Here is a 17,850-nt window from a genome sequence, read left to right as displayed (position 1 = left end):
ACCGCCCAGCGGCGCACTGCGACGCTGACACCGCCACCACTGGGAAGGGACACTGTGGCTGCACTACAGATCGTCGAGGCCTGGAACGGACCGGGCCGACGCGACGGCGAGATCACGACCGTCGCACCGAGCGACAACGGAGCCCATCCGTCGACCGACAAGCACGCCTTCGAACACTGGTACTTCGACGCACACCTCGACGACGGCCGCATCGTCGTCGCGATGCTGCAGACCCGGGAACTCGTGCACCGCAAGCCGGGTGTGGAGATCCACGTCTACAGCCCGGACGGCAAGCGCCGCGAGGTGGTCCGGCAGTTCACCGACGAGGATCTCGCGGTGTCCACCGAGAAGTGCGACGTGCGGGTCGGAACGAACTTCGCCCGCCTGACCGGCGAGGAGAACGGCCTGCCCGTCTACCGGGTGAAGGTCGCCGAGGGTGATCTCGGGTTCGATCTCACGTTCACCGCCGAGGTACCGCCGTGGATGCCCGGTCGCGGGCAGACCAGCTACAACGACCGCGAGTTCTTCGCCTGGGTCGTCGGCGCGCCCCGCGCGAAGGTCGCCGGCACGGTGACCGTCGACGGCGAGACCACCACCGTCGCCGGCCGCGGCTACCACGACCACAACTGGGGCGTGGGCGACATGAAGCGGATCATCGACAAGTGGTACTGGGGCCGGTTGTACACCGACGACTTCACCCTGGTCTACGCGATGGTGCACACGCAGAAGAAGTACGGCAATCACTGGTCGCAGCCGGTGATGGTCGCGCGCGGTAGCGAGGTGATCGTCAGCAACGGCGAGGTCGAGATGACCGAGGGGCCCACCGTGTTCGACCCCGTCGCCGATCGCACCTACCCGACGTGGCTGCGGATCCGCATCCCGGATGTGCTCGACGTCAGGCTGGACGTCCGCGAGATCGTGCACGCGCACAACCTGCTCGAGGACATTCCGCTCGCGGCGAGCCCGCTGATCAAGCCGATCGTCAACCGGCTCATCGGCCGGCCCGGGTACTTCCGGTTCCGTTCCGACTTCTCCCTGTCGGTGTCCGTCGACGGCCTGACCCAGGAGCGGCACGGCTCGACGCTGCACGAAATGGTTGCCCTGACGTGACGGCCGGTTCGGTGGACCTCGACTACCTCCACGGGTTCGGCAACGAACACCACAGCGAGGCGATCGAGGGGGCGCTGCCGTGGGGCCAGAACTCGCCGCAGCGCGCCCCGTACGGGCTCTACGCCGAACAGCATTCCGCGACGGCGTTCACCGAACCACGCGGAATCAACAGGCGCACCTGGACGTACCGGATCATGCCGTCGGCCGCGCACCCCGCGTTCCGGCGCATCGACGACGGGAACTGGGCGTCGGCGCCCCTGACCGGGGGACTGGTGACCCCGAACCGGCTGCGGTGGGACCCGCAGCCGGTACCCGGCGCCGGTCGCGACTTCGTCGACGGCATCACCACCTACGCGGTCAACGGGGACGTCCTCTCCCGCACCGGGATCGCCGTGCACCTGTACGCGATCACCGAGTCGATGACGGACCGGTACTTCGTGAACGCCGACGGCGAGATGCTGTTCGTGCCGCAGGACGGGGAACTGCTGCTGTGCACCGAATTCGGACGCCTGGCGGTCGCGCCCGGTGAGATCGCCGTCGTCGGACGTGCCGTGCGGTTCCGGGTCGAGCTGCTCGACGCGGCCGCCACCGGATACGTGTGCGAAAACTACGGTGCCGCATTCGAACTGCCCGAACTCGGACCGATCGGCGCGAACGGCCTCGCGCACGCCCGCGACTTCCTGTACCCGACGGCGTGGTACGAGGACCGTGTCGGCACCTTCGAACTCGTGCAGAAGTTCGGCGGGCACCTGTGGGCCACCGACCTCGGCCACTCGCCGCTCGACGTCGTCGCGTGGCACGGCACGCACGGCGCGTACAAGTACGACATCTCCCGGTTCAACGTCATGACCACCGGCGGCTGGGACCACCCGGACCCGTCGATCTTCACCGTGCTGACCTCGGCCACCCCGATCCCGGGGCAGGCGAACGTGGATTTCGCGGTGTTCCCCGAACGCTGGGTCGTCGGCGAACACACCTTCCGCCCGCCGCACTTCCACCGCAACGTCATGGCGGAGTTCATGGGACTCGTTCGTGGCAGGCACGATTCGAAGGCCGAAGGGTTCGTTCCAGGCGGCGCGTCGCTGCACAACCAGTGGGGCGCGCACGGACCGGACCTGGAGACGTTCGAACTCGCGAGTGCCGCGGAACTCACCCCCGTCAAGCTCGAGAACACCATGTCGTTCATGTTCGAGACCCGGCTGCCGCTGGCCGTCACCGACACCGCCCTCGCGGCGGCACACCGTCAACCCGACTACGACTCGTCGTGGTCCGGACTCGCTCGTCGCTTCGCTCCGCCCTCACCCTAGGAGTCACAGATGACCGAAACCACCACTGCCCCCACCCCGCATCCCGTCGTGGTGCCGGAACCGCTGCTGCGCATCGGCGGCCGCGCCGTCCCGGCGCGCTCCGGCGCGACCTTCACCTCCGTCAACCCGGCGAACGAGGAACCGGTCGCGCAGATCGCCGCCGGTCGCGCCGAGGACATCGACGCCGCCGTCGACGCCGCCCGGGCCACCTTCGAGGACGGCGCGTGGTCGCAGATGCCCGGCGCCGAGCGCGGCCGGATCCTCTCGCGCGCAGCCGATCTCATCGAACAGCACGCACCCGAGCTGTCCGCCCTCGAAACCGCCGAGATGGGCAAGCTGTACGCCGACACCGTTGCCGGCGACATCCCCGCCGCGGCGGCCTCGTTCCGGCACTACGCCGGGTGGGCCGACAAGATCGCCGGTGAAGCGATCCTGCTGCCCGACGTGGGACCGCAGCACCGCTTCGGCTACACCCTGCGCCAGCCGCTCGGCGTGGTCGGCGCGATCACTCCGTGGAACAACCCGACGGTCGTCGCCGCGTGGAAGGTCGCCCCCGCGTTGGCCGCCGGGTGCTCGGTCGTCGTCAAGCCCGCCGAGGACGCGTCGCTGTCCACCCTGAAGCTCGCCGACCTGCTCGCCGAGGCGGGCGTGCCGGACGGCGCGTTCAACGTCGTGCCGGGGCTCGGGCCGGAGGCGGGCGCCGCGCTCGCCGCGCACGAGGGCATCGACAAGATCACCTTCACCGGCAGCCCCGCCGTCGGCAAGACCATCACCTCGCTCGCGGGTGAGAAGTTCCGCAAGGTCACCCTCGAGCTCGGCGGCAAGGCGCCGCAGCTGATCTTCCCGGACGCCGACCTCGAGGCGTCGCTGCCGTGGATCGCGATGGGCAACTTTTACCACCAGGGCCAGGTGTGCGCGGCCGGCACCCGCGTCATCGTGCACGAATCCATCGCCGACCAGGTCGTCGAGGGACTCGTCGAGTTCGCCCGCGGAGCCGTCGTCGGCGACCCCTTCGACGCGGCGACGACGCAGGGCACCATCGTCAACCGCAAGCAGCTCGATCGGATCCTCGGCTACATCGAGAAGGGCCGCGCCGAGGGAGCCGAGCTGCTGACCGGCGGCGGGCGGGTCGGCGACCGCGGCTTCTTCGTCGAGCCCACCGTCTTCCGCGGGCACAACGAGCTGACGATCGCCCGCGAGGAGATCTTCGGCCCGGTCGCGACCGTCATCACGTTCAAGACCACCGAGGAGGCCGTGCGGCTGGCGAACACCACCAAGTACGGGCTCAACGCGTTCATCTTCAGCCAGAACCTGTCGACCGTGCACAGCGTGATCCCGCAGCTTCGGGTCGGTACCGTGTGGGTCAACGGCTGGGGTGTTCCCGACCCGAGCCTGCCCTGGGGCGGACGTGAGGCCAGCGGTATCGGGCGTGAACTCGGCCGCAGCGGTCTCGAGGCGTTCACCGAGGAGAAGACGGTCCACCTCGGGTACTGACCCGCGAGACGAACGGAATACGGCAGTGACACAGCATGACTCGGCGCAGCAGAACTCGGCGACCCAGGATTCGGTGACGCAGGGGGGCGCGCTCGACGGGATCAGGGTGCTCGAACTGGGCACCCTGATCGCGGGGCCGTTCGCCGGGCGGCTGCTCGGCGACATGGGCGCCGACGTCATCAAGATCGAGGACCCGAAGCGTCCCGACCCGCTGCGCACCTGGGGCCAGGGCGAGAAGGACGGGCACCGCTTCTTCTGGACGGTGCACGCCCGCAACAAGCGGTGCGTGACCCTCGATCTGCGGTCGCCCGAGGGTCAGGAGCTGTTCCGGCGACTGGTCGCCGAGTCGGACGTCATCGTCGAGAACTTCCGTCCCGGCACCCTCGAGAAGTGGGGTCTCGGCTACGACGTGCTGTCCGGGATCAATCCCGGCATCGTGCTGGCCCGCGTCTCCGGTTACGGGCAGGCCGGCCCCAAGGCGGGACAGGCGGGATACGCCTCGGTCGCCGAGGCGGAATCCGGGCTGCGGCACCTCAACGGCTACCCGGGTCAGGCCCCGCCGCGGCTGGCGCTGTCCCTCGGGGATTCCCTGGCCGGCATGTTCGCCGTCCAGGGCATCCTCGCGGCGCTCGTCTCCCGCGCACGCACCGGCCGCGGGCAGGTCGTCGACGTCGCGCTCACCGAATCCTGCCTGGCCATCCAGGAATCGGTGATTCCCGACTACGACACCGCCGGTGTGGTGCGTGGACCGTCGGGAACCCGCCTCGAGGGCATCGCCCCGTCCAACCTGTACCGCACCGGCGACGACATGTGGATCGTCATCGCCGCCAACCAGGACACCGTGTTCCGGCGGCTGTGTGCCGCGATGGACCGCCCGGAACTGGCCGACGACGTGCGCTTCGCCGATCACCTCGCGCGCGGCGTGCACCAGGACGAACTCGACGACCTGATCGGCGCGTGGGCGGCGCAGTGGAAGCTCGACGACCTGCTCGAACATCTCGCGGACAGCGGGGTGGTGGCCGGACCGGTCAACACGGTCGCGGAGGTGGTCGCCGACGAACAGTTCCGCGCGCGCGGCATGCTCGTCGAACACCACGACGAGCGCACCGGCTCCGAGGTTCTCGGTCCCGGCGTCGTCCCGGTGCTCGCCGGAACCCCCGGCGGTGTGCGTCGTGCCGGTGCACCGATCGCCGGCTACGACAACGCCGCGGTGTGGGGCGACCTGCTCGGTCTCACCGAGCAGCAGCAGGCGGAGTTGAAGGCCGCCGGCACCATCTGACCGCCTCGCCTCCCCGTCACCCGGGGAGCGAGTGGACGAAGGGCCTCCCTATTTCGACGCGTCGCAACTAGAGTAGAACACGTTCCAATATGCGACTCGCGTCCTCGAAGGAGTGCCGAATGCACACCCCGCTCTGCGACGAACTCGGAATCGAGTTCCCCATCTTCGCGTTCACCCACTGCCGCGACGTCGTCGTGGCCGTCTCCAAGGCCGGTGGCTTCGGCGTCCTCGGCGCCGTCGGGTTCACGCCCGAGCAGCTCGAAGTGGAGCTGAACTGGATCGACGAGCACATCGGCGACCACCCGTACGGCGTCGACATCGTGATCCCGAACAAGTACGAGGGCATGGACTCGAACCTGTCCGCCGAAGAACTCACGAAGATGCTGCAGTCGATGGTGCCGCAGGAGACTCTCGATTTCGGACGCAAGATCCTCCTGGACCACGGCGTGCCGCTGTCCGAGGACGGTGACGATAACGCGTTGCAGCTCCTCGGCTGGACCGAGGCCACCGCGACCCCTCAGGTCGAGGTCGCGCTGCAGCATCCGAAGGTCACTCTCATCGCCAACGCGCTGGGCACCCCGCCGGCGGACATGATCGCCCACATCCACGACTCCGGCCGCAAGGTCGCCGCGCTGTGCGGCTCGCCGGCGCAGGCCCGCAAGCACGCCGACGCCGGCGTGGACATCATCATCGCGCAGGGCGGCGAGGGTGGCGGCCACTGCGGTGAGGTCGGGTCGATCGTGCTGTGGCCGCAGGTCGTCAAGGAGGTCGCGCCGATCCCGGTGTTGGCCGCCGGCGGCATCGGCAGCGGCCAGCAGATCGCCGCCGCGCTCGCGCTGGGCGCGCAGGGCGCGTGGTCCGGTTCGCAGTGGCTGATGGTCGAGGAAGCGGAGAACACCCCCGTCCAGCAGGCCGCCTACGCGAAGGCCACCAGCCGCGACACCGTGCGCAGCCGCTCGTTCACCGGCAAACCGTGCCGCATGCTGCGGAACGACTGGACCGAGGCATGGGAGAAGGAAGGCAACCCGAAGCCGCTCGGAATGCCGTTGCAGTACATGGTGTCCGGTATGGCGGTGGCCGCCACCCACAAGTACCCGGACGAGACCGTCGACGTCGCGTTCAACCCCGTCGGCCAGGTCGTCGGCCAGCTCACCAAGGTCGAGAAGTCCTCCGCGGTCATCGAACGCTGGGTGCAGGAGTACCTCGAGGCGACCGGCACGCTCGAAAAGTTCAACGAGGCCGCGACCGCCTGATCTCCGCCCGGTGCGGCGCTTTCCGCGCCGCACCGGCGGCTACCCGGTCGGCAGCAGCAGATCCTCCAGCGTCCGCGGCGCGCCGCCCGCGAGATCTCCCTGCACGTACCGTTTTCCGTCCGAGCCCGTGTACACCCCGGTGATCGGATCGTAGGTTCCCGCGACCGCCCCGGCGACACCCTGCTCCGCGGCCTGCTCCCGGCAGGTCTGCACCGTCGCGCCGCGCAGGCCCGGGAATTCGAGGCACGGCAGGTTCCGGGCGCCGCGCACCGCGACCGGATCGTCCGACGGCAGCTTGCAATACAGGTCGGGCGGCGTCTGCGGCACATCGAGTTCGGTGGGGGAGCGGCGCTGTTCGGGCGGCAGGAACCCCTCGATGCACGGCGGCGGGTCGTTGTACGAGTTGACGAAGAACGTGTTCTGCGACGGATTGTCGACGTTCGGCAGGGCCGCGGACTGGGTGGACGCCATGATGGACGGGAACAGCACAAGGATCTGTTCGACGCCCGGGTTGTAGACGGCGGCAACCTGTTCCACCGACACGAGGTTGGCGAGCAGCAGCGGCAGCGTCGGTTCGATGCGCTGGAACCCCGCGCTGACCTCGTCGGCGGCGGGAGCGGCCCGGTCGACGAGCGCCCGCATGTCCGGATCCGCATCGCGCAACGTGCCGGTGGTGCCGGCCAATGCCGACGCCCACTGCCCGATCGCGGACGACGAGTCGATCTGGGTCTGCAGCAGCGGACCGGCGCCGTCGATGAGCGCGCCGGTCTCGTCGGCGTTGTCGGCGCCCTCCCCGGCGACCGCGGTCGCCGAATCCACCAGTGTCCGCAGGTCGTCGCCGGACGCGCCGATCGCGGTGTGCGCCTCGTCGAGCAGGACGGCCAACCGGTCCGCCCCGACCGCCTGCAGGGTGTCGTCGAGCCGGTCGATGGCCCGGTCGACCGGCTCGGGCAGGGTCACGCGGTCGCGGGGCAGGACGTCGCCGTCCGCCAGATACGGAGTGTTCGCGTCGTCCGGCACGAGATCGACATAGCGCTCACCGATCGCCGACATGCTGCGGATCTCGGCGGCGGTCGACGCCGGGACGGGCACCGACGAGTCGAGCGACAGGGTGGCTTCGGCGCCGTCGTCGGTCATCCGGACCTCGGTGACCCGGCCGATCGTCACGCCCCGATAGGTGACGTTCGCGGTCGGATACAGACCGCCCCCGTCGGCGAGGTCCAGGCGCACCACGTAGCGGCCGATCCCGAGCTGCGCGGGCACCTGCACGAACCACACGCCGACGGCGACGATCGCGGCGATACCGATCGCGAGGAACACGATCAGCCGGTTGCGGACGGACGGCATCATCAGGGAACCCCCAGCAGTCGGGCGAGCAGGCCCATCGGGTCCGTGGCCGACACATCGGCCGGGCCCGGGACGGGCGGGATCGCAGCGGCGGGACCGGTGAGCGCGTTCTCGAACGGGGTGCCCAGCAGCAGCGCGTTCTCGAGCGTCGGCAACGTCAGGTCCAGGATCACCGTGCCGTTCGCGTAGTCGCCGCGCACGGCATTGCGGTAGGTGTCGATCGGGAACGGGAAGGTGAGCAGGTAGCGGAGCGATTCGGTGAGCGAATCCCCGGCCGCGGTGAGCGAGGCCATCACCGGCTCGAGATCGCGCAGATTCGCCACCACGTCGTCCCCGGACGCGTCGACGAGGTCGCCGGCGATCCGCCCCAGATCGCCGAGCGACGTCAGGGCCTGAGTGAGATCCTCGCGGCGAGAGGACAATTCGTCCAGTGCCGGGGCGAGCGTATCGGTGGCGTCGGCGAGCACCTGGTTCTGCGCGGACACCTCGACCGCGAGCGCGTCGAGGGATTCCATCGCCCCCACGATCTGCGCCTTCTGATCGTCGAGACCGGTGAGCGCGACGTCGAGCTGCCCGAGCAGGGCGCGCACCGACTCCTCGCGCCCGGTCAGGGCGAGATTCAGCTCGCGGGAGATCTCCTGGGCCTGGGCCAGGCCACCGCCGCTGAGCACCAGCGACAACGCCGACAGGGTCTGCTCGGTGGTGGGGAACAGCCCGGCGCGTTCGAGCGGGATGACGTCACCGTCCTCCAGTGTGCCGGTGGGCGGTTCGGTGAGCGGCGGGGCGAGCTCGAGATGCGCCGACCCGAGCAGGCTCGTCTGCCCGATCTTCGCGGTCGCGTTCGCGGGCAGTGCGGTGCCGCCGTCGAGCACCACCGTCACCACGGCGTGACCGCCGTCGAGCCGGATGTCGTCCACCCGGCCGACCGTGACATCCGCGACCTGGACTCTCGAATTCCGTTCCAGGGTAGTGACGTTCGGCATCTCGATATCGACACTGTAGGCGCCGTCCCCGTGGCCGCGGGTACCCGGCAACGTCAGCGAGTTGACCCCGCGCCACTCGCACGCGCTCGTCGCCAGGACGAGCGGGACCAGCAGCAGGGCCGCGCGTGCGGTTCTCATCGCCCTCCCGGAAGAAGCAGGTCCTCGAGATCGGAGCCGGAGGACACCGGGGCCAGGCCCGGTTCGGTGTACACGAGCTGGTCGGGCAGCGCGCCGACACCCCGGGTCGGATTGATCATGATCGGTGGATAGTCGACGGCGAGCAGATGCAGGATCGGACCGAGTTGCTGCACACACAGTTCCGACCCGGTGTGCGCGTCGACGTCCTCCGCGGCCGCGAGCGCCGAGCAGATGAACTGCACCGGGTTGGCGAAGTTGGTCAGTGCCAGCGCCGAGACGACCGTGTTGTGGGCGGGCTGGTAGATGCCCTGCAGATTGGACAGCGCGGTCGGCGCGACGTGCAGCACCTGCGCGATTCCGTCCCGCTGGGCCGCGAGCGTCTCGGCGAGTTCGGCGGTCCGGTCGACGGTGCCGCCGATCCGCTCGCGGTTGTCGCGCACGAACCGTTCGACCTCACCGAGAGCGGAGCCGAGCGAGCCCAGCGCGCTGCCCATGTCGTCGCGGTTCGCGTCGAGGATCTGCGTCACCGAGGCCATCCGGTTGTTGAACGCGACGATCTGCCCGCGACTGTCCGACAGTGCGTCGACGAAGACCTGCAGGTTGCGGACGACCGCGAACAGGTCGCCGCGACCGTCGGAGACGGTGCGCAACGCCGCCGACAACTCCTCGGCGGTCGCGCGCAGGTCCAGGCCCTGTCCCTCGACGTTGCTCGCGGCGACGTCGAGGACCTCGCCGAGCGGTCCCTGCGGGTCGTCCGGGGCGGGACCGAGTTCGGTGGTCAGTTCGGCGAGCTGCCGGGTCACCTCGTCCCATTCGACGGGCACGGCGGTGCGCTCGATCGGGATGGTCGAACCCGGATCGAGTTGTGGTCCTCCGGTGTAGGCGGGTGCGAGCTGCACGAACCGGGCCGACACGAGGGTGGGCGCGACGACCGCGGCCCTCACGTCGGCGGGCACCGGCCGGTCCGCGTCGATCTCGAACGTGACGCGTACCCGGTCGCCGTCCGGCTCGAGGCGCGTGACGCGGCCGACGTCGACGCCCATCACGCGCACGTCGTCGCCGGGGTACAGGCCACGGGCGGAGGCGAATTCGGCGGTGAACTCGTGCGTGGAGCGCCACGGCACGATTCCGAAGGACACGACGGCGATCACGCCGAGCACCAGGAACGGGATCAGCCAGGGCAGCAGCGGCCGGATGCGGGTCACGGGGTACCTCCGCCGGCGCCGGCGCGTTCGAGCGCGTCGGTCAGGGCCGGTTCGATCAGCTCGGGCGGCAGCAGGTTCTGGATGTAGGAGTTGAAGAACGGGCCCGAGGCGACGGCCTCACCGAGTTCGGTGGCGTACGGGCCGAGCCGCGCGATGGCGAGCGCGATGTTCTCGCGGTTGCGGGTCAGCACGTCGAGCACGGCGTCGACCTGCTCGAGGGTCGGGGCGAGCTGGGTTTCGTTGTCGGCCACGAGGTTCGTCAGCTCGATCGACAGCGCGTTCACGTTGCCGAACAGGGTGTCCAGCGAGCGTTGCCGGGTGTCGAGCTCACGCAGGATCAGCTCGGCGTCGACGATCAGCCCGTCGACCTGCCGGCTGCGTTCGGCCAGCACCGCGGTGATCCGTTCGGCGTTGCCGAGGAGCGCACGCAGCGACTCGTCGCGGGAGGCGACCGTGGTGGACAACCGCTGCACCCCGTCCAGGGCCGCCCCGATGTCGTCCGGGGTCCGGCGCAGCGTGTCCGAGAGCACCCGCATCGATTCGGCGACCTGCTCGGTGTCGATGTCCGCGGCGGTGGTCGCGAGGTCGCCGAGCGCCTCGGTGAGCTCGTAGGGCGCGGTGGTGCGGTCGAGGTCGAAGGTCGTGCCCTCGGCCTCCTCGCCGGGGCCGGCGGGCCGGACCCGCAGCATCCGGGCGCCGAGCGCGGTGGCGGTCGCGATCTCCACGGTGGTGTCGGTGCCCAGCACGACCCGGTCGTCGACGGTGAAGCTCACCCGCACGGCGTCGCCGTCGATCTCGACAGCGGAGACCCGCCCGGCATCCTTTCCCGAAACCTGCACGGCGTCACCGGTGTTCAGCCCGCCTGCGTCGACGAACCGGGCGTGGTAGGTGCGGCCGGTGTCGACGAACGGCAACGACCCGAAGTTCAGGGCAGCGAGCACGAGCACGACGAGCGCGACCGTTCCGATCACCCCGATGCGGACCTGGTTCATCTCACGGAATCGACGGGTCATGCCGGTGCGCACCTGCCCGTCGTCTGCCCGAACAGCGGTGAGGTGACGGTGTTGCCGCTGGGGTCGCTGAGCTTGATCTGCAGGCCGCACAGGTAGTAGTTGAAGAACCCGCCGTACGCGCCGAGCCGGGTGAGTGCGGCGTAGGCGTCGGGCAGGCGCGTCGCGAGGCTCTCGATGGTGTCGCTGCGCGAGTTGAGTTGCGCGGCAAGATGTCCGGCTTCGACGATGTCGCCGGCCAGGGGTTCGCGCGACACGGTGAGCAGTTGCGCTAGCGAGGAGGCCGACGCATCGATGTACGCGACGGATTCGGCGACGAGCGCGCCGTCCTGCGCGAGCCGATCCGCGAGCTGCTGTGCGCGGTCGAGGGAGACGTCGAACTCGTCGCGGTGCTCGGCCATGGTCGCGAGCACCGAATTCAGGTTCGCGACGACGTCGCCGACGAGACGGTCGCGGTCGGCGAGGGTGGAGGTGAGCGACGCGGTGCGCTGCAGGATCGACTCGACCGTCACGCCCTGACCCTGCAGGACCGAGATGAGATCGGCGGAGAGCTGGTTGACCTGTTGCGGATCGAGTGCGCGGAACAGCGGCTTGAAACTGCCGATCAGCACGTCCAGATCGAGGGCGGGGGAGGTGCGGTCGACGTCGATCACCCCACCGGCGCCGAGCGGGGTCGTATCGCCGGGACCGTCGGCCAGTTCCAGGTATCGGTCGCCCACGAGGTTGAGGTACCGGACGGTCGCGTGGGTCGCGCGCGTCGGGGTGTAGACGTCCTCGACGTCGAGCGTCACCGCGATCCGGTTGCCGTCGGCGAACTCGACGGACGTGACGCGGCCGACCTCCACGCCGGCCACGCGCACGAATTGTCCTGTGCGCAGTCCGGATACGTCCTCGAACACCGCGTGGTAGCGCGCGTAGTCCTGGAATCGCATCTGCCCGAACACGACGAACAGCGCGCCGAGGATCGTGAGCATCACCAGCGCGTAGGCCGCTGCGGCGGTCGCGGTGCGGGTCACCGGGCGGGCTCCTGCAGGAGTTCGAGGATCGAGCCGGGCACGAACACCGGGCTCGTGTTGCCCGCCTCGAACGGGTTCGCGCCGGTGTTCGCCACCACGTACGGGGCCGGCGACTCGGCGGCGGTGACGACGGGCAGGGCGCCGCACCGCGGTCCGCCGGTCGCCGCGACCACCGGCAGGTTGCGCGGGTACTCGTACGGGTCGGAGCCGAGCAACAGCGACGAGTTGAGCATCATCGAACTGCCGTTGCCGCCGGAGGCCGGTTCGGCGAGCAACCGGGCCTGGTCGGCGCCTTGGAAGAAGCAGGTCAGCACGGGCGAATACTCCTCGAGCACGGATGCGGTGGGCCGCAACAGATCGAGCACGCCGACGATCGCCGGTCCGTTCGGTTCGAGCACGCCGACCCCGGTGTCGGTCAGGCCGATCACCGACAGCAGCATCGCGTCGAGATCCTCGGCCCGGTCGACGACGGAGCGGGCGGTGACGGTGAGATTGCCGAGCGAGTCGAGCAGGGCCGGTGCGGCCTCGGTGTAGGTGCCGGCGACGGACCGTGTCGCCGCGAGATCCTCTCCGAGGACATCCGTGCGCGGATTCACCTGGGCGAGAATCGTGCCGGTGTCGTCGAGTGCGGTGCCGAGATCGTCCCCGCGGCCGCGCAGGGCGGTGGCGGCGGCACCGAGCGTCTGGTTCAGCTCGGCCGGGTCGACGGCGTGCAGCACCGACGTCAGGGATTCGAACACCGAGTTCGTCTCGACCGTGACGTTCGCGGCACGCAGGACCGACCCCTCGCGCAGGTGTTCGCCGGTCGGGTGGGCGGGGTCGGTGAGGGAGGCGAACTTCGCGCCGAACACGGTGGTCGCGCGAATGTCGGCGCCGACGTCGGCCGGGATACGGGCGGCGTCGCCGGGGAACAGGCTCAGTTCGACGACCGCGCCCGTCGGCGACGGGTGGACCGCGGCCACCGTGCCCACCTGGACGCCGTGCCGCTTGACCAGTGCGCCGCGGTCCAGGACGAGCCCTGCCCGGTCGGTCTCCACGGTCACGGTGACACCGGAAGCGAAACCGCCCCGGTAGGACTGGTGGACGAGCGCGAGGATTCCCGCGGCGACCAGGAGGGTCGCGGCGACGGCGATGCGGGGCAGGTGGGTGCGCATCGCGCTCACCCCGCCAGATGCAGCTGGCGGCTGCTGCCGTAGAGGGCCAGCGAGATCAACAGGGTCACCGTCACCACCGCGATCAGGGACAACCGCACCGCGCGGCCGGTCGCGACGCCGACACCGGACGGACCGCCGTGCGCGGTGTAGCCGTAGTAGCTGTGCACGAGCATGACGATCACGGCCATCACGATCGCCTGACCGAAGGACCACAGCACGTCCGCCGGACGCAGGAACGTCGCGAAATAGTGGTCGTAGACGCCGGGGGACTGGCCGAGAATCGTGACGGTCGCGATGCGGCTGGACAGGAACGCCGCGAGCACCGACAGCGAGTACAGCGGGAGGATGGCGATGAGCCCGGCCAGGATTCGCGTGCCGACGAGATAGGGAACGGACCGGATCGCCATCACTTCGAGCGCGTCGATCTCCTCGCTGATGCGCATGGCGCCGAGCTGGGCGGTGGTGCCGGCACCGATGGTCGCGGCGAGACCGACACCGGCGACGACGGGCGCGACGACCCGCACGTTGACGTACGCCGACAGGAATCCGGTGAGCGCCTCGACGCCGATGTTCCCGAGCGAGGTGAAGCCCTGCACGGCGACCGTGGCACCGGCGAACAGGGTGAGGAAACCCATGATCGCGACGCTGCCGCCGATCATCGCGAGAAGTCCTGTGCCCAGACCGATCTCGGTGACCACCCGGAACGTCTCGGTGCGGTAGTGCCGCGCGGCCTTCGCGGTGGACAGCAACGCGCCGACGCAGAACACGATCTGCTCGCCGACGGTGTCGATCGCTCGGACGACACCGCGCCCGGCCCGGCTCGCGGTGTGCGCGGCCCGGCCGTGACGGAGGCTGACCAGGCTCATCGGTCGGTCACCGCGATTCCGATCGAGGTGAGCAGCATGTTCGCCAGGAACAGGGCAACGAATGCGAACACGACGGTTTCGTTGACGGCCTCGCCGACGCTCTTGGGGCCGCCGGAGACCGACAGGCCCCGGTGGCACGCGATCAGCCCGGCGAGCAGCCCGAACACGGAGGCCTTGATCTCGGAGAGCAGCAGCTCGCCGGGACCGACGAGGAGCGTGACCCCGGCGGCGTACGCGCCCGGGTCGACGTTCTGGAGCAGGACGGAGAAGAAGAACCCACCGATCAGGCCGATCGCGCAGACCGCGCCGTTGAGGGTCGCGGCCACCGCGGTCGACGCGAGAGCACGCGGCACGACGAGACGGGACACCGGATCGATGCCGAGCACTTCGAGCGCGGCGATCTCCTCGCGGATCGTGCGTGAACCGAGGTCGGCGGCGATCGCGGTGGCGCCCGCGCCCGCGACCACCAGCACCGTGACGAGCGGACCGATCTGGGTGACCGCGCCGAGTCCCGCTCCGGCGCCGGACATGTCGCTCGCGCCGATCTCCACCAGCAGGGAGTTGAGGGTGAAGACCACGAGCACGGTGAACGGGATCGACATGAGGATCGTCGGGACCAGCGAGACGCGCGCGACGAACCAGAACTGGTTCGTGAATTCCCGCCACTGGAACGGGCCCCGGAACAGTCCGGTCAGTGCGTCGAGCGACAGGGAGTAGAAGCTACCCAGGGCATGGGCGGCATCGCGCGGTGTCGATCCCATTCGCTCCTCCGCTTCCCCCACGGAACACGCAGCGCGTGCATATCGCCTGAACATACCCGAGGGTATGTAAGGCGGGCAAGGGGTCGCGGAAGTCCGTGTACCTAACCGGTGGTGGCGGTGTCCGATTCGAGTGATTCCGCCAGTTCCTCTGTCAGGAGCCTGAATTCGTTCTCACCGCGCTCGCGTACCCACACCGGATCGGCACAGCGCCAGCGTTCGGCGCTCAGCGACCGGGTGAGCACCTTGAACGTCGCGGTGCGCGGGAAGTCGGTGCAGACGCGGATCAGCGTCGGCACCTGTTTGGGACCCAGATCGGGCTGGGAGTCGAGGAACTGCGCGAACGCGATCGGGTCGAATGCGGTGTCCGCGGACGGGATCACCGCGGCCATCACCCGGTCGCCCACGTACCGGTCGGGCACCGCGTAGACGGCGACCTGTGCGAACCCTTTGTAGCGCAGCAGTACTCGCTCGATGGGGGCTGCGCCGATGTTCTCGCCGTCCACCCGCAGCCAGCCCGAGCTGCGGCCCGCGAAGTACACGAACCCGTCGGCGTCGCGGAACCCGAGATCGCCGCTGTAGTAGCGACCGTCCCGGACCCGTTCGGCGTCGGCCTCGGGATTCTTGTAGTACCCGGCGAACTGGCCGGCGCCGCGGACGTTGACCAGTTCTCCGGTGGCCTCGTCGGCGTTGACGATCCGGCCGTGAGAGTCGAACTCGGCCGGAGGACAAGGTTTCCCGGTCTCCGGGTGCAGGATGTGGATGTCCTCGGGCAGTCGGCCGAGCGACCCGGCCGGAGCGCCCGGGGTCGCGGGAATCGACACCCCGCCCTCGGTGGAGCCGAAGCCGTCGACGACGACGGCGTCGAACCGGCGGCGGAACTCGGCGATCGCGGGCGCGGTGCCCTCGTTGCCGTACATGATGCGCAGTGGGTTGTCGGAATCGTGTGGCGTCTCGGGCGTTGCCACGATGTAGGAGAGCGGCTTGCCCACGTAGTTGGCGTAGGTGACACCGAACTTCCGCAGGTCGGGCAGGAACCCGGACGCGGAGAAACGCCGGCGCAGGGCCACCGCGCACCCGCCGGCCAGCGCGACGGCCCAGCCCGCCATGATGGCGTTCGAGTGGAACAGCGGCATCGACAGGTACACCACGTCCTCGGCGCCGAGTCCGAACCGCTGCGCGAGCATCCGGCCCGGTGCCGCGACCTTCGCGTGCGTGCACCGCACGGCCTTCGGGTCGCCGCTCGTGCCGGACGTGAAGATCAGCATGAACAGGTCGTCGGGCACGACCTCGGCGACCTCGTGGACCGAATCTCGGTGTGGTTCCAGGAGTTCGGCCCAGTCCGGTGAATCGACGTCGATCACCCGGACGTCGCCGAGATCGAGGCCGTCGAGCAGGCCGGCGTGTGCGCGTTCGGTGAACACCACCTGGCAGTCGGCCAGCGCGATGTCGCGGGCGAGGGCATCGCCGCGACGGGTCGTGTTCAGGCCGACCACGACGGACCCGGAGAACGCGGCAGCGCCGAGCAGCAGCGAGAACTCCGGGACGTTGTCCATGAGGATCCCGAAGTGCCGCGGCCGGTCCGGATCGAGCAGGGCGCGCAGCAGCGCGGCCCTGTCGTGGCTGTGCTGCACGTGCTCGAGCCACGACAGGGACACGTCCTCGAAACGCAGCCCCCGGTCGTCGATCTCGGACATCGCGGTGAGCAGGGCGGTCACCGTGGGTGTTTCCGTCATGGGTGCATCCTCGGGGCAGGCCGGAGCCGGCGTACAGGCGACATCTCGGCGAGCGGGACCGGTCAGGCCGGCGTCGAGGCGAGTTCGGCGCCGAGCGAACGCAGTTGGGTCGTCGCCGAACCGAGCAGGAACTCGTGGTGCTTGGCCGCGAGGAAGTAGCGGTGGACCGGATGATCCTCGTCGAGTCCGACGCCGCCGTGCACGTGCACCGTCGTGTGGGCGACGCGATGCCCGGCGTCGGCGGCCCAGAACGCCGCGGTGCGCAGCTCTCCGGTGTCCGGAAGCCCTGCGGCGATCCGGAATGCGGCCTGCCACAGGGTCAGGCGCACGGCCTTGACGTCGATGTAGCCGTCCGCGAGACGCTGGGCGACGGCCTGGAAGCTGCCGATCGGACGGTCGAACTGGATCCGCTCGCGGGCATATTCGGCGGTGAGCTCGAGCGCGCGTTCGAGGACGCCGAACTGGTAGGCGGCGGATCCGAGCAGCGTGCGGTCGCGCAGCCACGCCGCGACCGCGGCGCCGTCCGTGCCGAGCACCCGGTCGGCGCCGACGCGCGTCCCGGCGAACTCGACGATGCCGGCGCTGCCGAAATCGGTGGTGGACTGGCGGGTCACGGTGACCCCGGGGGCGTCGGCGTCGACGAGGAGCACCACCACGCCGGACTCCGAGGCGGCGGGGACCAGGAACAGATCGGCGATCGGCGCCGCATCGACGACGATCTTGGTGCCGTTCAGGATCCAGCCGTCGGCGTCGGCGACGGCCCGGGTGGTGGGCGTGGTCGGATCCTCGTTCAGTTCCTCGGTGAGCGCGGCCGCGAGGACCTTCTCACCGGTCGCCGCCGGTTCACCCCACGCGGCGCGCTGCGCGTCGGTGCCGAATTCGGCGATGGCGGTCGCGGACGCGACGACGGAGGTCGGATACGGCACGGCCGCGACGCCGCGGCCGAGTTCGGCGCAGATGCTGATCTGCTCGAGCGGGCCGAATCCGTCGCCGCCGATGGACTCGGGGACCGCGGCACCGAGAATCCCGGACGACGCGAGCGCGTCCCACAGGGCGTGGTCGATCCGGTCCTCGGCGGCGTCGAGCTCGCGGAGATGCTCGTTGGTGACGACCTCGGTGACGATGTTGCGGGTGAGCCCGGCGAGATCCTGCTGGGCCTCGGTGAGCGTGAAGTCCACTGCGGTGGTCCTCTCG

The 17,850-nt window shown here is 69.9% G+C and carries 15 protein-coding genes; 5 read left to right on the top strand and 10 right to left on the bottom strand.

Annotation, left to right across the window (positions count from 1 at the left end):
- The first annotated feature begins 54 nt into the window (after window positions 1-54).
- From ACWDTS_RS21500 to ACWDTS_RS21480, 5 genes are all read left to right on the top strand, one after another.
- Window positions 55-1,110, top strand: coding sequence for a lipocalin-like domain-containing protein (locus ACWDTS_RS21500; RefSeq protein ID WP_248675287.1), 1,056 nt, complete (start codon window positions 55-57; stop codon window positions 1,108-1,110).
- Window positions 1,107-2,417 carry a homogentisate 1,2-dioxygenase gene (gene hmgA / locus ACWDTS_RS21495; RefSeq protein ID WP_450109800.1) on the top strand — a complete coding sequence of 437 codons (1,311 nt, stop codon included), beginning with the start codon at window positions 1,107-1,109 and terminating at the stop codon, window positions 2,415-2,417. The genes ACWDTS_RS21500 and hmgA overlap by 4 nt, the downstream gene beginning before the upstream one ends.
- Window positions 2,418-2,426: 9 nt before the next feature.
- Window positions 2,427-3,911 (top strand): aldehyde dehydrogenase family protein, encoded by a 1,485-nt coding sequence (locus tag ACWDTS_RS21490; protein ID WP_248675285.1) that lies wholly within the window; start codon window positions 2,427-2,429, stop codon window positions 3,909-3,911.
- Window positions 3,912-3,984: 73 nt separating this feature from the next.
- Complete coding sequence (locus ACWDTS_RS21485; protein WP_450119004.1) at window positions 3,985-5,190, top strand: CaiB/BaiF CoA transferase family protein; 1,206 nt, start codon at window positions 3,985-3,987, stop codon at window positions 5,188-5,190.
- A gap of 119 nt (window positions 5,191-5,309) precedes the next feature.
- Window positions 5,310-6,443 (top strand): nitronate monooxygenase, encoded by a 1,134-nt coding sequence (locus ACWDTS_RS21480; RefSeq protein ID WP_197251266.1) that lies wholly within the window; start codon window positions 5,310-5,312, stop codon window positions 6,441-6,443.
- 39 nt (window positions 6,444-6,482) lie between these two features.
- Here the strand turns inward: ACWDTS_RS21480 and ACWDTS_RS21475 are convergent, their stop codons facing one another.
- From ACWDTS_RS21475 to ACWDTS_RS21430, 10 genes are all read right to left on the bottom strand, one after another.
- Window positions 6,483-7,793, bottom strand: coding sequence for an MCE family protein (locus ACWDTS_RS21475; protein WP_450118997.1), 1,311 nt, complete (start codon window positions 7,791-7,793; stop codon window positions 6,483-6,485).
- Window positions 7,793-8,911 (bottom strand): MCE family protein, encoded by a 1,119-nt coding sequence (locus ACWDTS_RS21470; RefSeq protein ID WP_450118996.1) that lies wholly within the window; start codon window positions 8,909-8,911, stop codon window positions 7,793-7,795. Before ACWDTS_RS21470 ends, ACWDTS_RS21475 begins: the two co-directional genes overlap by 1 nt.
- A complete protein-coding gene (locus ACWDTS_RS21465; protein WP_450109803.1) occupies window positions 8,908-10,116 on the bottom strand; it encodes an MCE family protein in 1,209 nt (402 codons plus the stop codon). The genes ACWDTS_RS21470 and ACWDTS_RS21465 overlap by 4 nt, the downstream gene beginning before the upstream one ends.
- Window positions 10,113-11,129, bottom strand: a complete 1,017-nt coding sequence (locus tag ACWDTS_RS21460) for an MCE family protein (protein WP_450118995.1) — start codon at window positions 11,127-11,129, stop codon at window positions 10,113-10,115. The genes ACWDTS_RS21465 and ACWDTS_RS21460 overlap by 4 nt, the downstream gene beginning before the upstream one ends.
- Entirely contained in the window at window positions 11,126-12,142 is a 1,017-nt protein-coding gene (locus ACWDTS_RS21455; RefSeq protein WP_450118994.1) for an MCE family protein, read from the bottom strand. The genes ACWDTS_RS21460 and ACWDTS_RS21455 overlap by 4 nt, the downstream gene beginning before the upstream one ends.
- The gene (locus tag ACWDTS_RS21450; protein ID WP_450109806.1) at window positions 12,139-13,296 is read right to left on the bottom strand and encodes an MCE family protein; all 1,158 of its coding nucleotides are present in this window, start codon (window positions 13,294-13,296) and stop codon (window positions 12,139-12,141) included. Before ACWDTS_RS21450 ends, ACWDTS_RS21455 begins: the two co-directional genes overlap by 4 nt.
- Window positions 13,297-13,301: 5 nt before the next feature.
- Window positions 13,302-14,162: an MlaE family ABC transporter permease gene (locus ACWDTS_RS21445; RefSeq protein WP_450109807.1), complete on the bottom strand. Its 861-nt coding sequence runs from the start codon at window positions 14,160-14,162 to the stop codon at window positions 13,302-13,304.
- Window positions 14,159-14,923, bottom strand: coding sequence for an MlaE family ABC transporter permease (locus tag ACWDTS_RS21440; RefSeq protein WP_450118993.1), 765 nt, complete (start codon window positions 14,921-14,923; stop codon window positions 14,159-14,161). Before ACWDTS_RS21440 ends, ACWDTS_RS21445 begins: the two co-directional genes overlap by 4 nt.
- Window positions 14,924-15,024: 101 nt before the next feature.
- Window positions 15,025-16,656, bottom strand: coding sequence for a long-chain-fatty-acid--CoA ligase (locus tag ACWDTS_RS21435; protein ID WP_450118992.1), 1,632 nt, complete (start codon window positions 16,654-16,656; stop codon window positions 15,025-15,027).
- A 62-nt stretch (window positions 16,657-16,718) separates the two neighbouring features.
- Window positions 16,719-17,834 (bottom strand): acyl-CoA dehydrogenase family protein, encoded by a 1,116-nt coding sequence (locus tag ACWDTS_RS21430; RefSeq protein WP_450109810.1) that lies wholly within the window; start codon window positions 17,832-17,834, stop codon window positions 16,719-16,721.
- Window positions 17,835-17,850 lie beyond the last annotated feature (16 nt).

It is taken from the genome of Rhodococcus sp. NPDC003383 (assembly GCF_053589115.1).
The sequence above is the reverse complement of the archived record's forward strand: the minus strand, read 5'-3'. Positions and strand labels throughout refer to the sequence as shown.

Bases quoted from the DNA above. Each gene is read 5' to 3' on its own strand.
- ACWDTS_RS21490 (WP_248675285.1), top strand. From the start codon at position 2,427: ATGACCGAAACCACCACTGCCCCCACCCCGCATCCCGTCGTGGTGCCG.
- ACWDTS_RS21480 (WP_197251266.1), top strand. From the start codon at position 5,310: ATGCACACCCCGCTCTGCGACGAACTCGGAATCGAGTTCCCCATCTTC.
- ACWDTS_RS21475 (WP_450118997.1), bottom strand. From the start codon at position 7,793: ATGATGCCGTCCGTCCGCAACCGGCTGATCGTGTTCCTCGCGATCGGT.
- ACWDTS_RS21470 (WP_450118996.1), bottom strand. From the start codon at position 8,911: ATGAGAACCGCACGCGCGGCCCTGCTGCTGGTCCCGCTCGTCCTGGCG.
- ACWDTS_RS21460 (WP_450118995.1), bottom strand. From the start codon at position 11,129: ATGACCCGTCGATTCCGTGAGATGAACCAGGTCCGCATCGGGGTGATC.
- ACWDTS_RS21450 (WP_450109806.1), bottom strand. From the start codon at position 13,296: ATGCGCACCCACCTGCCCCGCATCGCCGTCGCCGCGACCCTCCTGGTC.
- ACWDTS_RS21445 (WP_450109807.1), bottom strand. From the start codon at position 14,162: ATGAGCCTGGTCAGCCTCCGTCACGGCCGGGCCGCGCACACCGCGAGC.
- ACWDTS_RS21440 (WP_450118993.1), bottom strand. From the start codon at position 14,923: ATGGGATCGACACCGCGCGATGCCGCCCATGCCCTGGGTAGCTTCTAC.
- ACWDTS_RS21435 (WP_450118992.1), bottom strand. From the start codon at position 16,656: ATGACGGAAACACCCACGGTGACCGCCCTGCTCACCGCGATGTCCGAG.